This window comes from Gimesia benthica, from assembly GCF_009720525.1.
GTDB classification, from domain to species: domain Bacteria; phylum Planctomycetota; class Planctomycetia; order Planctomycetales; family Planctomycetaceae; genus Gimesia; species Gimesia benthica.
This window is the reverse complement of sequence record NZ_CP043930.1, coordinates 7198518-7213641: the sequence shown is the minus strand read 5'-3', so window position 1 is coordinate 7213641 and position 15124 is coordinate 7198518. Positions and strand designations below refer to the sequence as shown.

Genomic DNA, 15124 nt, shown 5'->3' with positions numbered 1-15124 from the left:
TCTCGTGAGGGGGAGAAGATTTAATCATGGGATTCTTGAAACGATTTTTGAAGACGACCTATCGAGACAATACTGCGGGGAAATCGCGCAGCAGTTTCGAAAGTCTTTCAGAAGACCAGCTGGAAACGCATTTAAATATCGCCAAGTACGGTGATTTCATGCTGACCGATGCGATCCGTCCTTCCTACGACCTGGAAGTAGTGCCGCAGGCCGGTTACCGACATGACGTTTACACCGACAAGGAATCCGGAATCAAAATTCCGGTTCTGATGGCTTCCGCTTCCCGTGAAGTTCTGTTCGACCTGTTTATCGATCTGCTCGATCCGCTGGGTCATGAAGTCGATGTCGTACTGGAAACCAGTCACGATGGTGCCCACAACCAGCATCAGGACCTCTACCGGGAACACATGGATCTGCCCGTCCTGAAAAGTACACTCTACGATTACGAAGATCTGCTGCTCAACGATGGCTGTGCCGGCATTGCTGTGCTCAATCCATTGATCCCTCTGGAAGTGCAATTCGACGAGCATAAGCTGCTCATCATGTACGGTCAGGGAATTGATCAGTTTGAGAGCATTCTGGATGAATACGGGATTCCCCACGATCCGGAACTTAAATTTATCACCGAAGCAGAACACGTCCACTCTTCCAGCGATGAAGCGATTGAAGAACTTGATCAGTTGAAGTACCGTCTCGGCATTGATTTTGAATAAGCGATCTTATTCATAGCTGCGGATCCGAAATGGTTCTGCCTGTCCTTCAATCAGATGCAGTTCCTGATTCGCAGCGATTCCGGTAAAGCGTTGTTTGAGTCCGGATGGCCAGCTGACCTCCAGCTCTGAGACCTGCTGGTCAGGCCCCAGACCAAATACCAGCGATCGCTGATTACTCGCCTGGTATCCGTCTCCCGCGGTCAACTGACGCATCAGCGTCTGCCCGCTTGCTTTCAGGCGGACTGTTGTGCCGATGGCATCCCGATTCGATTCGGTCCCCGTTAATCGCACTACCAGTCGATTCCCCGTGTCCTTTGTCTGGTTCTCCAGTAATACGAGCGGTTGATCGAGACTGGACACCGCGACTTCCTCGCGACCATCCCGGTTCCAGTCCAGCCGCGCCATGCCCCGTCCCAGTCGTGGTTTTTGAAAGAACGCGCCCAGTTCGTCTGCCTTCAGTTCTTCAAATCTCCCCTGCCCCTGATTTTTCAGAAACTGGGGCCGCATCTGCCAGGGTGTCTCCATTTTGCGCAGATCTTCGACATGCCCGTTAACGACGACCAGATCCTGCAAGCCATCGAGATCGGCATCCAGGAACTGTGTGCCGAACCCGAGCAGGTACAAACTCGATTCCGCCAGATTCGCGGACTGGGTTGCATCTACGAATTCATCCGGGCCGATCTGCCGATAGAGCGTATTCGTCTCCCGATAATAGTTTGTGATGAACAGATCCAGCAGTCCATCCGCGTCCGCATCCCCGGCGGCAATGCCCATGCAGGCTTCAGTACGTCCCTGGGCATTCAGAGCCAGGCCCGACAAAAGTGCCTGCTCAGTAAAGTGAAGTTTTTCAGTGCCTTGATTCACGAAGAAGAAATTCGCTACTGCATCATTGGCAATGAACAGACTGGGATAGCCGTTACCGGTAAAGTCGGCAGCAATAATTCCCAGACCTTTCCCGGCAGGTACTTCAATCCCTGAGTTGGCGGTGACATTTTTCAGGCTATCATCTTTTGAATTCAGATAGAGCTGATCCTGGGCAGCAGGAAAATTCAAGGGCATGCAGGAGCGACTGCTCCCATCTGCATTCTGACAGACTCTATCAAAGACATCGGCGCCCGAGAGATAATTGACCGCATAGATTTCAGGAGCTGCATCGCCATTCAGATCCGCCATTAGACAACTCGTGGTCCAGGCATCCGCAGAACCACGTGCCTCTTCAACCTCGGAGAACGTGCCGTCACCGTTATTCAGGTAGAGTCGGTTCTGACCAATGTTACCGATGTAAACATCATCAAAACCATCCTGGTTCAGATCGCCGATTGTCACTCCCTGGCTGAACCCGTTTTCCTGGATACCCGTTTGTTTTGTCACATCGCGGAAAGTGCCATCGCCCTGATTCAGGTAGATCTGATCGAGGAATTCGGTGGCCCGCTCATCAACGGGCCACCGCGTACCCTGCGTCAGGTACAGATCGGGCCAGCCGTCCCCATTCAAATCGAACACTCCCACTCCACCACCGGTGAACTCGTACATCTTATGCTGCGTCTCGGGCCAGGGATGTCCGTTAAAATATTGAAAGTCAATCCCCGCGTCCGTGGTGACATCGGCAAACGCGATCTGTGAATCAGTTTTAGCAGCTTTCTTCCCGGAATTTTGAGCTGCCATGTCCGGAGTTGTTTTTGATGATTCCGGCAGGGACAGATCACGAATGGGATTCAGTCTGGGGTCCGTTCTCACCAGAGGCAGTTCTTTGAGTTCTCCCTGGAGTTCATCTCTGGTCTGTTTCGCCCAGCTGAGATAGGGATCAAGCAGTAATGCGGCCCGGCTCCAGCCATAGGCTTCCCAGACCAGCCCCAGTTCCCGGGCCAGTTGTACTGTTTTCTCAGCGGCGGGTAATTCTTTGTCACCGTAAACGACTTTAACCAGCCCTTCGTAGGTCTGTAATGTTTGGGAATATTCAAGCAGCTGTTCTGCCGCTTTAGGGTCTCCAGTCTGCTTCAACAGCTGTCCCAGCTGATAACAGGCGGTGGGATTCGTTGCATCCCGTTTGAGTGTCTGCACAAAGCAGCGAATCGCTGCCTGCTGATCTCCCTGCTGCTGGTACCACTGCCCCTCGACATTCCAGATTTCCGGGTGTTCACGGACTGGTGCTGGTAATTCAGACTGCCACTTTTGAAAGGCATTGGGAGCCTGTAACTTTAGCAGAGTCTGACCGAGCAGCACCTGTGCCTGGCTTAACGCGGGCTGGGTTTGAATCAGTTTCAGCAGACGCTGTTGAGCAGCCACGTATTCCTGTTCATCCACATCGAGTCGGGCCAGCATGAGTTGCACCAGCGGATCGTGTGGTGCGGCCTGTTCGTAGTCAGCAAAGAGCTGCGGGTTCTCTAATGAACGGTCACTCATCGACAGCAGATACAGTACGACGGGGTTCAGTTCTTTCTGCTGGAGCAGTTTGATGCGAATCGGCACTGCTTTCCAGGTCTGCGTGGACAAGCCGTAAATGAACGAGAGCCGTTCGAGAATCAGCGCGTCCTCGGGAAAAAACTGGTAGGCCCGCTCAAACTGATCGAGGGCGAGTGACAGCTGCTTCAACTGAAACAGATAGTACTCTCCAGAACGGGTGCGCGCCTGGTAACAATCGCGGCTTTGATTATCGGGGACCCGGTCGTAATACTGAATGGCAGCCGAGAAATCTCCCTCAGTAATGGCGATCTCCGCCAGCAGCAGCGCTGCGTCGTCAGCATGTGAGGGAGACTCCAGCACCGGGAGCAGTTCTCGCTTCGCATCGTCATACTGCTGCTCACGAAAGGCATGCGCGCCTCGTTTCAATTGTGCGGACGGATCAGGTTCGAACACTCCGGAGAACCAGAGTGCCATCCCGATCGTGATCAAAACCAGGAGAATTACAGTAAGTCGCAACAACTCGATGTGCCTTTTCAGTGCCACCAACCGTCAGGGTTGTGGGCTGCAAGTGTCAGTAAGAGGGTCAGCCCCCCATTGTAAAGGGGAGTCTGACCTGACACCATGGGCACGTTGTTTAAACCGTGACATTCTCCTTTTCCTGCGCGTCGACATCAGAAGCGGTCGCAGGCTGGGTTTTGAACTGCTTAGCGACACTGGGCTTAAACAGATTGATGACCGTATGCTTGGCATCCATCGTCAGACTGAACAGCGTCGGCACAAGGACCAGCGTAAACAGGGTCGAAACAATCAGGCCGCCCAATACCACGCTTCCCAGACCGCGATAGAGTTCACTCCCGGCACCGGGAAACAGCACCAGGGGCAGCAGCCCGAGTACAGTAGTGGTCGTCGTCATGAAAATCGGTCGGATACGTGTGCGGATACTTTCCAGAATCGCTTCGCGAGGCGTCATCCCATCTTCATTGATATGGTTCAATGACTGGTGAATGATCAGAATCGGGTTATTCACCACGGTACCAATCAGGATCACGAAGCCGAGCATTGTCAGTACGTCCAGAGTCTGCAGCATGAACAGGTTCAAGATACTGAGCCCCAGAATTCCGCCGACAGCCCCCAGGGGCACACTGAAAATAATCACAAACGGATACAGCCACGATTCGAATAACGCTGCCATCAACAGATAAGTAATCATCAAGGCCAGCAATACGTTGAACTGCAGTGCCGCCCAGGTATCGCGGAGCTTATCTGCGGTCCCCGAGAGCATAATCCGGTAACCGCCATCCAGTTGACCACTGTCCCGCATAGGCTGGACAATTTCATCCTGGATTCTCTGCATCGCATCTTCCAGCGCCATTGCTTCAGGCGGAGAGACTTCGATGGTAATTGCCCGTTGTCGTTCGCGGTGATTCACCTGTTCCGGACCGCTGGTGATTTCCACATTCGCTAATGCTTCCAGAGGCACCAATGCCCCCATTGGTGTCGCGACCGAAAGGGCTTTGACGTCCTGCGTATTCTGAATGTGTCGAGACTCCCCGACGATCGAAAGGTCAATTTTATCGCCTCCCAGGTAATAGTCACCGGCAAAAGCGCCATCGACCAGCGCGTTCGCTGTATATCCCAGATCGGCACTGCTTACTCCCATTTCTGCAGCCTGCACCAGTTTGGGCTGAATGTGCACTTCAGGACTGGACAGGTCCAGACTGGGAACGGGACGCACCTGGGCATCGGGAATCATTCCCTTAACTTTCCCCAGAATCTGCCCCCCCATGCCGACCAATTTCTGCAGATCGGGCCCGATGATTTCAACTTCGACAGTACGTCCACCGGTTAAGCCCTGTTCGAACAGACTCGATTGCTTGGCAACCGCGAAAGTTCCTTCCAGCTTGGCCCCCGCCTGCTGGACCAGAGGAATCAGTTCGCCCACGCGTTGGGAATCATGGGCGCGAATCCCCATAAAAACCATACGTCCGCGAGCCACGAAAAAGAAATCGCCGATCACCGGATAGTCGAGTTTTTTGACTTCGTCACTCTCCGGGTCAACAATATCCCAGTAAGGCCGCAGGTCCGATTCGACCGATTCCCCCAGTTCCATCAACTGGTTCATGTTGTAGCCGGGAGGGGGAAGCAGAATACAAAAAATCAGATTACGGTTTCCTGTCGGTAGGTATTCCACTTTAGGCCAGAGCTGCCAGCTGATACCGAAGGCCGCTCCCACCAGAACGCCGGTCACTACCAGGCGTCTCAACAATCCTTTCTGAATCCAGCTGTTCATTCCCACAACGGACTTCACAAACAGAGCCCCTGCAGATTCAATCGGAGTGATGATCATTTTCTGCAAGCGGCCTTTTCTCTGAGGTTCCTCAGGTTCGGGATTGTCGACGACCCGCATATCCTCAATGTCCTGTCCCTCCCGTTTGTGTAACAGACGGGCCGAGGCGGTGGAAATCAATGTCATCGAGACCAGCAGCGAGAGTCCTACTGCGGCACTGATCGCCAGGGCAATATCCTGAAACAGCTGCCCTGCTTCTTCCTGAATGAAGACCACCGGCAGGAAGACGGCAATCGTAGTCAGCGTGGAAGCCAGCACCGCACCCCAGACTTCCTGGGTTCCTTTGATGGCCGCCCGGAACGGAGACTCACCCAAAGAGTATCTGCGGAAAATGTTTTCCAGAACCACCACTGCGTTATCCACGAGCATCCCGACGGCAAACGCCAGACCAGCCAGACTGATCACGTTCAACGAACGTCCCATCAGTCCCAGAATCAGGAAGGTGCCGATAATACTGGTGGGAATTGCCAGACCCACCACCAGGGCCCCACGGGCAAACCAGAAGCCGGCTCCAATAATGAGTGCCAGACAGACTGCGAAAAACCAGGGGGAGATATAGGCAGCTGCGACGGCTGACAGAATAATAAATGGCACCACAATCAGGGTGCGAATTCCCAGATGCAGAAACGACATCAGAACGATCATCGTCAAAGCACCGCCGATAAAGATGTTGTTCTTTACCAGGTCGACTGAGGAATAGATGTAGTCGGTTTCATCATAAACCTGCACCAGCTGTAAGCCACGGGCTTTGAGAATTGTTTCGTCAATTTCTTGAGCGGCTTCGCGGAGACCATGCATGATGTCCAACACGTTGGCACCGGTTTCACGGATACAGTTCACCGCGATACTCGATTCGCCGAATCGACGTACCAGACCATCCGGTTTTTTGTAACCCAGGCGGACTTCTGCAACGTCCCGTACATAGACTGGCGCGCCATCGCGGACCGCCAGCAGCTGATTTTCCACCTCTTCAATATTGCGGAACTGCCCCAGAGTACGCACTACCCAGCGACGTTTACCTTCCCAGAAATCACCGGCAGAAGTGTCTTCATTCTGGCCGCGCAACACGCGACGCACATCGGCGATTGTCAACTGGCGGGCGGCGAGTTGTTCGGAGTCGACAACCACCTGCAGTTCATCTTCCAGTCCCCCCAGCACGTTTGACTGAGAAACGCCGGCCACACGTTCGAAACGGGCTTCAATTTCATCTTCCGCAAAACGCCGCAGCTTGGTGACTTCAATATCTTCCTTGGGCAGAATTTCTCCGCGGACATCAGGATATTCATCGGCCAGCATTCGCAGGCGCAACATCGCCAACCCGGGATTGGGTGTGTTTCGAATCACTTCCAAGCGATCCTTGAGTTCCGGATGCTTATCTCCAAACGCAACAATTTTCTCTTCAGAGGGAAGACGGCTGCTGAGAATGAACCAGGCAATCGGACGGTCCGCAGCGTTCGCGGTACTGATGATGGGCTGATCGGCGTCTTCCGGGTATTCGGGAACCTGCTGCAGTCGCGAGTTAACCTTAAGCAGGGCTTCATCCATGTTGGTACCAACCAGGAATTCCAGCGTGATGGTTCCCTTGGAGTCGGCACTTTCCGAACTCAGTTTGGTGATGCCTTCCACACTCTTGAGCTGTTCTTCCTGTTCCAGCACAATTTCGCGTTCAACTTCCTGGGGACTGGCACCGGGCCAGCGTGTTTCGACGGTAATGGTGGGTCGCTGAACTTCGGGGGTCAGTTGCATCGGCATACGAGTCAGAGCGACCAGACCGAAGAGGACCGTCAGCAGCACACCAACGGTCACTTTAACCGGATTATGGACAATGGCTGTAATCAGATTCATGATGGTTCCTCATTAACCCTTAATGTCGATAGCTTTGGACTTGGGTTCTGCATCGGGTGACAGAACTTCAGAAATCACCACGTCCTGTCCGGGTCGCAGACGCTCGTTACCACGGATCACAACCTGCTGACCTGGCTTCAGATCTCCCTTAACCTGAATCAGGCGGCCTTGTGCCACCCCAACCTGTACCGGCACTGGCCGGGCTTTACCCTGCTTCTTGTTATCTGCAGCAGGATCGACGACATAGACCATTGGTGTCGGGCCGCCTAGAACCAGGGCGTCCTTGGAAACCAGCAGCGCTGACTGCTGAGGTCCCGTAGGCAGAACCGCACGGGCCAGCATCCCTGATTTCAACAGGGGACCACCATCCTTGGTAATTGTATTTTTCAGACGGACTTTAACGGGAAACGTACGGGCGCGGACATCAGCCTGCGGTACGATTAAGGCAACTTTTCCCGTAAAGACCTGGTTAGGAATCGCGGGGACTTCCACCCGGACTTCCATTCCCAGCCGCACGTGGGGGACGTGATTTTCCAGCACCTGCACACTGATATCGACCTGATCCAGGGCGATGACTTCAGCCACAAGTTCACCAGAGTTCACCCACTGACCGACTTCAGTATGTTCAGCGACCACGTATCCATCGAAGGGAGTAATGATCGTGTGTTTGACCACTTTACTTTCGAGTTCGTCGACGAGCGCCTGCTGCATGGCTACGCGAGCCCGAGCCTGATTAATTTTCTCTTTGCGAGGCCCCTCGACAGCCAGTTGATAGGCGGACTGTGCTTCTTCGAACATTTCGTCAGCACGAATCGATTCGGAAACAACCTGCTGAATGTCATCATCGTTGACTGCTTTACGGGCATACAAAGATTCCAGGCGTTTACGGCGTTTCGTCTGGTATTCACTCTCTGCCCGGGCCGCCTGCATCAGTGCGCGGGCCCGTTTGATTTCATCCGGACGCGAACCGTTCTCCATCTCTTCCAGTTCGTGCTTTCGCAGTTGCAGCTCTGCTTTTTCCGCAGCCACTTCCAACTTGATGGTATTCGTCAACAACTGGGCCAGCGGTTGTTTCGCTTTGACAAAATCCCCTTCATTGACGGGGAACTCAGCCACACGCCCGCCGACGGCACTGCCGATCACACTGCGTTTAATGGGGAGTACCGTTCCGACAAACGTCTGTCCCGAAGCAACATCCTTCTGGACGACTTCTGCCACCGCAACAGGGGCCGGCCCCCGCTGGGCACACACAGTCTGTGCATTGATGATCAACACAGCGAGTGCTGCGACTATAACGGTTGCAAATCTCATAAACTTCCTCAACGTCATATCAAGTAGTCGTAAGTAATCAGCTTCATCCTGAATCTTGTTTCAGACCGCCTCAAACTCCGGGAGCTTGACTCCCAGATTTTCCTGTACCTGCATCAACAGGGATTTCAGTGTCTCCACCTGTTCGGCGGTCATGCCTTTTGTTGCTTTCTTTCTGAGCCGCTTCAGACAGGAAACCATCTTGGACCAGATCGGTTTCGCTTCCGGCAGGACTTGCAGAACTTTTCGCCGCCGGTCTTCCGGATCACTTTCGCGTTTGATCCACTGATCGCGTTCCATCCGATCCAGAATCCGCACGAGAGTCGGAGGTTCGATCATCATTCGCTCAGCGAGTTCCACCTGGGACAGGGGACCTGCATAAACCAGCCAGCCAATCACCTGAAACTGTCGGAAGGTGATCCCGTAAGGAATCAATTCCTGATTCAACGCATCCTGATAGGAATGCGAAGTCATCGTAATCCAGTAACCGATGCTCTCTTCAAAATCGTATTGCAACATCAGCACCTCCTTCGGAGTGAACGCCCCTGATTGATTAGCCAGGCTAATTATTAGCCCTGTTATAATATTCAGGCATACCCTGTCGCAATAGCGAATCGCCGGGATACAAGGGCTTTAGACCGATTGCTGCTGAAATCAAGCGGAAAATGCGAGGCAGAGCGGGTAGCTCAAAGTGGACATTAAGGGCATCTATCAATGCCCTTAACAGTTTCAGGCGGGAGACACTGCTGAAAAGAATTAAAACGCGTTCGCGGGGCGGGTGTTTCTGTCGGGCTGCTGGCCTGCGGGAGTGAGGTTCAAGACACAGCGAAAACCGATGTCCGGGCCAGGTGTCCGCATGTTTTCCCCAGCCCGTTTCCAGGCTTTCCAGGAATCTTTCGCGCCACGGGCCACTCGTTCCCCCGATACAACCGGCAGCTTGGGACCGGTCCAGTCACGGACGACGCCGGCATCAGAGCGGGCCAGCGCCGCTTTGTAGGCATCTGGAGAATACCAGTCATCGCACCATTCCCGGGCGTTGCCCGCCATGTCGTAAACTCCGTAGGGACTCTTGTCTCCCGGAAAACTTTTCACCGGATCAATTTGACCAGGCTGGCGATTCTTGTGCCAGAGCGGGCGCCCGTCGCCCCAGGGATACTGAAATCCCAGTTCGCCCCGCGCGGCTTTCTCCCACTGCGTTTCCAGGGGCAACTGCTTGCCCATGGTTCGCGCGTAATTGATGGCGTCGGTATACGCGATGCCCATCGCCGGGATGTTCCCTTCCGCCTGATCATTGCCCGCCGGTTCGGGAATTTTGCCTTTCGCGGCGATCATTTCCGAACGCCAGCGGCGATATTGTTCGAGTGTGACTTCATGCAGATCGATATAAAATGCGTTCTGAAAAATCGAAAACTGCGGCTGTGCATTCGGGTCGCCGGATTCGACTCCCTGAATCGAAACGCCGGCAGGGACCAGCGCCATCTCGGAGTAATCGCGGTCACAGCGAATCCGCCGGGGAAAGCCTTCTGCAGAATAGCCATATTCTGGCAACGCAGTGAATCCCTTGGGAAGTTTAAATGTAGAACTGGGCTGGGTTGTCTCTCCCGTTGCCTCCGGCTGAATGACGGTAAAAGTGGAGGCATTCAATCCCGGTTCGGGAGGGGGTACCACTGCGAACTCTTCTCCGCGGGCGCGACTGGGATCGGGCTTCTGAATCTGGTAATTGTGCAGATAATCGACTAACTCAAAATGATCTTCCGGGTCTCCCTCCAGTTCCGCCGGTTGTCTTGAGCGGGACGGTTGCGGTTCCACTTTACGAGGCTTTAACTGCGGTGCCCGCATATTGGAACGATTCGAGGAAGGTGACCTGGCTTTGTCCTCTTCTGTAAAGCTCCCCACCTTGCCTCCACCGTCGCCACAACTGGTCAGCAGCAGTGCGAGCAGACAACATGACACAGAAAAGCGAAATCCAGTGGTCTTCGATAACAGAGGCATGATCAGTACCAGGGAAGCAGAGTGAGTCAAATGAAAAGAGACAGACTATCCTGATTCTAACAACCACGAGACAGATTAACAGCCCTTTTCAGGCCGTTCAGCCGTTTTCCCTGACTGCGTCGATCAGCAGCGATTTGAAATCACTCATCGTTTTGCATTCTGTCGCAATCCGGGGATGCGCAAAAACGCGAACCCGTTTGACGAAATCATCAAACTGCTTGCGTGCCAGTGTATCTACCACAGGAGAGACGACGTGCAGCGGCTGATATTGTGCTTCACGCGGCGAATAGATCTCCACGTTGAATTCCACTTCCCGATGCGTGGGGGGTGCGTCGATCAGAACGTCGGTCGCATCGACCTGCTGATTTAACCGCTGTGTGAGCCGCGCTGCCAGTTGTTCGCTCCAGTGGACCAGTGAAGAGACCGGCCGATGCGCAATCAGTTCGAAAACTTCAGACGACTCGTAGAAACTGAATTCTGCCACCCGTTTATAGAGCACACGCTTGTTACTGAAAATGCCTTCCACGAGTCGTTCGCAGTCAGTCCCCTGTGCTTCCTTGCGGAGTACAGAAATGGAATCCGACTCGGTGAGCTGGAAATATTCAGCGAGATCCAGCCTGGGATAGAGATGATAAAATGCGCGGGCAAACATCGTACTCGCCGCACGAACCGCGTGATGCCAGTAGACTTCGCTGAACATCACATAACGGGCAAACACCATCAACTCGGCTGCCGTTTTGCCCTTGGAACCAATCGCCAGTCCATCACCGCACTCGTTAACCATCAACGACTGGATCAGTCGCTTTTTATCGTAGTTACGACCATAAGGCACGCCGGCATGGAGACTGTCGCGATCGAGGTAGTCCATCTTGTCGATATCAATCGGGCCGGAGAGAATCGAACGCACCAGTCGCATGCGGGGTGTATCCGAACTCGGCACCAGAATATCCAGCACTTCGGAAGGTTCAATGCCCCACTCTTCCCGCAGGATCTTTGGCAGTTCGTGTCCTTCCGAGAGAAACTCCCGGGCAAACTGCTCGTGCCGGGGAATACCTTCGAGAGACATATCTTCAATCAGATGACAGAACGGCCAGTGTCCCAGATCGTGCAGCAGGGCCGCCGCAATCAGCACTTCCGCCGTATGCACGTCCACGGTCGCCGCGAAACGCTCGTCCCGTCCCAGTTGCCAGAGATACTGCAGCGCATTCTGATAAACGCCCAGCGCGTGTTCGAAACGCGTGTGCGTGGCTCCGGGATAAACGAGCGCCGTGAAACCCAGTTGGGTGATGTGCGACAGGCGACGGAACTCGGGCGTATCGACCAGGGCCCGCACGCGACCGGTAAAAGGCACATCCTGCTGGTAGGGAATCCGCACCAGGCCACTGCCTGACTGCAGGTTGGAGAGTTCAGGAATCTCGACATACGGGTGGTTCATGAAACGTCAATTCCGTTTTACGATTTCGTGAGCCGTTCAGGCGAGCAGCGAAGAACGATCGTTCGGCGCAAACAACTCCTCGACGACAGACGCGATCATTTCGTTATCTTCCTGCGCCCCTTCGGAGCACATGGCCTTCCACAGTACCTGGCCGGCCTGCACTGCTTTCTGAACCTTGGCGGGCAACGCGTCCACTTCCAAAGGAGGACGCAGATCATGATTCAGGATCGCCGTGGAGAGAGCATGCGGAATCTGTTCGATTTCATCGACCGATTCAAATTCGACCATACCCACCAGCAGCGGATTGTAGCGTCCCTGAATCAGCGAGCGGACATCATCTTTATAGGCGATCAGCGGCTTGCCCAGCATCCAGGCCATGGCTGCTTCGGAAACAGCGCCTTCATCGGGAACGCGTCCGTTGAGGTTCCAGACCATCGCCTCACATTCCACAACCAGCTGGTAGACATCCAGCGAGAAAATGGCTTCATGCAGAAATTGAGCAGCCGTGGGTGCATCCCAGTTGCGTTCGACCAGCACATCCAGGATCAGTCGAAATTCCATCCCATCGCGGTGAGGCAGGTAGACGGTATAGCCGGTTTTGGTTAAGAGATCTGCAATCTCTGTCATCTCGTCCCGTTCGGTCCGATTAAACAGAGGACCTGCGCAGTACACGCGCATCTGTTCGTTAGAATGTTTCATGGTCAAACCTGTAATGCTTCCCTGCTGAAAGAAAACCATTTAGAATAGTGAGATAGAGGGGATTCGGAGTTCATTGTAACAACGTCCTGTTTTTTTTCACCCAAACCGGATTCTTTTCCGCCAGCATCTCCCAAATTTGTCAGAGCAGCGTTCAACAGCGCTGCGTGAATCGTCGCAAGCCAGTTAGAACATACCCAGACAGTCTGCTCCAAATTCATGAATCACAGCGCCCCTACTCCTCCCGCAATCGACAGCCGCCGATTTACTTACGCGCTGCTCTGCGTGCTGCTGGGCCCCGGTGCGGTGACACTCGCCCTGCAGACGATCTTCAGCAGTCAGGACCTGGCTGGAATGTATGTCAGTGTTCCGCTCTGGGAAGCACTACTTTCAAGCTGGGGCGCGACGCTTGATCCGACCACACAAACAGTCGCCATTCCCTTTTTCCCGCTAATGGGACATCTGCTCCTCACCGCAGCACTGACCTGGCTGGCGGGGGGCTTCCTGATTTCCCGCCGGCAGAAGACTGCGTACGCTGCTGCGCTGACGGACTGGGGCTGCCTGGGTTATCGCTGGTGGTTTCTGCCCGGCATCTGGGAGTTGCTCAGAATCCTGTTGTTTATTATCGGCTGGAGCAGTGGGGAAGGTCTGCTGCTGGCGACCTCGCAGTTCTGGTTTGCGATCACAATCGCGGGCTGGCTGGCCACACTGGTGACGCTGCTGTTTCCTGCTTCTTTGAGTGATGCCCCGACCGAAGAAATTTCCACAGAACCAAAGTCATCGCTGCCCTTCCCCGTCTGGCTGCTGATGGGTGTTTTCGTATTGATCTTTACCTGGATGAACTGGCGGCTTTACCAGGGCCTGCTGATTCCCCACGGCGATTCAGCCATGTATGAAGAACATCTCTGGAATGTCCTGCATGGGAAAGGGTTTCGCAGTTATCTGGATCAGGGGCTGTTCTGGGGAGAACATATTCAATTCATTCACCTGCTGCTCTCGCCGCTGTACCTGATCTGGCCATCCCACCTGCTGCTGGAACTAAGTGAAACCGTGGCCCTGGCCTGCGGTGCGATTCCGCTGTACCGTATGGCGACGCGACACAGCGGTTCTAAAACGGCGGGCACTGCAATCGTCGCAGCCTATCTCTGCTACTTCCCCCTGCAGTTTCTGGACATCGCCATCGATCTCAAAACATTCCGACCGATCTCCTTCGGCGTTCCCCTGCTGCTGTTCGCCCTGGAGGCGATCGAACGTAAACGCTGGAAATCTGCGATCGTCCTGCTGCTGCTCTGCCTGGCTGCCAAGGAAGACTACGCGATTATCCTGGGGCCTTTGGGGCTCTGGATTGCCTGGCGCGCGTTTCAGGAAAAGAAACCGGAATCGAAAGCACAGAAATCCGTGCTGTTGAAAAGCATCGCCCCGGGCATCGGTCTGTCTGTGTTTGCGGTCGTTTATCTGGCACTGGTTGTGAAAGTTCTGATCCCCTGGTTCCGCGGCGGCACACAGGTGCATTACGTCGGTTACTTTCAGAAATTCGGGAATTCCCTGGGCGAAGTCGTCAGCAACATTCTGTTCAATCCGGGACTGCTGCTGGGCGAACTGATTCAAGCCGATACGTTCATCTATGCCCTGGCACTGCTCGTCCCTCTCGGCCTGCTGCCCCTGTTCTCACCGGGTCGCCTGCTGGTGGGGCTGCCTCTGTTCGGATTACTCTGTCTGAACGAACTGGCCCACGATCCGCGACATCATTTCCACGCTCCCATCGTTCCCATTCTCTGCTGGGCTGCGGCTTACGGAGTTGGTAATGTCACGACGGTGCTGCGTCGCTGGAAATCGGAACCCGCATCCCTGGCACAGGCTCAGACCTGGGCAACGCATTTCCTCTGGAGTTCCTCCCTGGCGACCGGACTCTTTTTCAGCCTGGGTCCCGCCGGCCTGGTCTTCTGGGACTCCGGTTCCAGCTGGTACTGGGGACGGCTGTACGTACCCGGAGAGCGGGCACGTCAGTTTGAAAAAATCGCAGATCTGATTCCCCCGGAGAGCAGGGTCGCCTCGACCGATTTCGTGCACCCCCGCTATACCCACCATGCCCGCTCTTACGATTACAGTAACTACCGGCGGAAAGTAAACGACTACGAAGCAGGGGTTCCGGAGGACACCGACTATATCGTTATCGATACCCAGCACCCTTACAGCGAGATCAAAACCCCTGATCAGATTCCCGAATATCGCGATCACCCTGACGAATGGGAACTGCTGCCGGACAAAACCGACGGGTATTTCATCGTCCTGAAACGAAAACAGCCCCCGAAACCTGCTGCCAGCGAGTGATCGACGCTGATTTCACTCAAAATTCGGGAAAAAGGGGGGCTTCACCCGGTGAAA

Annotated in this window: 9 protein-coding genes; 2 read left to right on the top strand and 7 right to left on the bottom strand. The window is 54.4% G+C overall.

Annotated elements, in window-relative coordinates:
* The first annotated feature begins 26 nt into the window (after positions 1 to 26).
* Complete coding sequence (locus F1728_RS28250; RefSeq protein WP_155366797.1) at positions 27 to 713, top strand: hypothetical protein; 687 nt, start codon at positions 27 to 29, stop codon at positions 711 to 713.
* Positions 714 to 719: 6 nt separating this feature from the next.
* On the opposite strand, the gene F1728_RS28245 is transcribed toward F1728_RS28250, so the two are convergent.
* The 7 genes from F1728_RS28245 to F1728_RS28215 form a co-directional block, all read right to left on the bottom strand.
* Positions 720 to 3635: an FG-GAP-like repeat-containing protein gene (locus F1728_RS28245; protein WP_155366796.1), complete on the bottom strand. Its 2916-nt coding sequence runs from the start codon at positions 3633 to 3635 to the stop codon at positions 720 to 722.
* 115 nt (positions 3636 to 3750) lie between these two features.
* A complete protein-coding gene (locus F1728_RS28240; RefSeq protein ID WP_155366795.1) occupies positions 3751 to 7308 on the bottom strand; it encodes an efflux RND transporter permease subunit in 3558 nt (1185 codons plus the stop codon).
* Between the two features lie 12 nt (positions 7309 to 7320).
* Positions 7321 to 8619 (bottom strand): efflux RND transporter periplasmic adaptor subunit, encoded by a 1299-nt coding sequence (locus F1728_RS28235; protein ID WP_228030383.1) that lies wholly within the window; start codon positions 8617 to 8619, stop codon positions 7321 to 7323.
* 60 nt (positions 8620 to 8679) lie between these two features.
* On the bottom strand, positions 8680 to 9135 hold the full coding sequence (locus tag F1728_RS28230; protein ID WP_145041781.1) for a MarR family winged helix-turn-helix transcriptional regulator: 456 nt from the start codon (positions 9133 to 9135) through the stop codon (positions 8680 to 8682).
* 237 nt (positions 9136 to 9372) lie between these two features.
* Positions 9373 to 10608 carry a formylglycine-generating enzyme family protein gene (locus tag F1728_RS28225; RefSeq protein ID WP_155366794.1) on the bottom strand — a complete coding sequence of 412 codons (1236 nt, stop codon included), beginning with the start codon at positions 10606 to 10608 and terminating at the stop codon, positions 9373 to 9375.
* 97 nt (positions 10609 to 10705) lie between these two features.
* Positions 10706 to 12043 (bottom strand): HD domain-containing protein, encoded by a 1338-nt coding sequence (locus F1728_RS28220; protein WP_145186845.1) that lies wholly within the window; start codon positions 12041 to 12043, stop codon positions 10706 to 10708.
* Positions 12044 to 12079: 36 nt separating this feature from the next.
* Positions 12080 to 12742 (bottom strand): nucleoside 2-deoxyribosyltransferase, encoded by a 663-nt coding sequence (locus tag F1728_RS28215; RefSeq protein ID WP_145041784.1) that lies wholly within the window; start codon positions 12740 to 12742, stop codon positions 12080 to 12082.
* Between the two features lie 216 nt (positions 12743 to 12958).
* On the opposite strand from F1728_RS28215, the gene F1728_RS28210 reads away from it, so the two are divergent.
* Complete coding sequence (locus F1728_RS28210) at positions 12959 to 15070, top strand: DUF2079 domain-containing protein (RefSeq protein ID WP_155366793.1); 2112 nt, start codon at positions 12959 to 12961, stop codon at positions 15068 to 15070.
* The last annotated feature ends 54 nt before the right edge of the window (positions 15071 to 15124 follow it).

Bases quoted from the DNA above. Each gene is read 5' to 3' on its own strand.
- F1728_RS28225 (WP_155366794.1), bottom strand. From the start codon at position 10,608: ATGCCTCTGTTATCGAAGACCACTGGATTTCGCTTTTCTGTGTCATGT.
- F1728_RS28210 (WP_155366793.1), top strand. From the start codon at position 12,959: ATGAATCACAGCGCCCCTACTCCTCCCGCAATCGACAGCCGCCGATTT.
- F1728_RS28240 (WP_155366795.1), bottom strand. From the start codon at position 7,308: ATGAATCTGATTACAGCCATTGTCCATAATCCGGTTAAAGTGACCGTT.
- F1728_RS28250 (WP_155366797.1), top strand. From the start codon at position 27: ATGGGATTCTTGAAACGATTTTTGAAGACGACCTATCGAGACAATACT.
- F1728_RS28230 (WP_145041781.1), bottom strand. From the start codon at position 9,135: ATGTTGCAATACGATTTTGAAGAGAGCATCGGTTACTGGATTACGATG.
- F1728_RS28235 (WP_228030383.1), bottom strand. From the start codon at position 8,619: ATGAGATTTGCAACCGTTATAGTCGCAGCACTCGCTGTGTTGATCATC.
- F1728_RS28215 (WP_145041784.1), bottom strand. From the start codon at position 12,742: ATGAAACATTCTAACGAACAGATGCGCGTGTACTGCGCAGGTCCTCTG.
- F1728_RS28220 (WP_145186845.1), bottom strand. From the start codon at position 12,043: ATGAACCACCCGTATGTCGAGATTCCTGAACTCTCCAACCTGCAGTCA.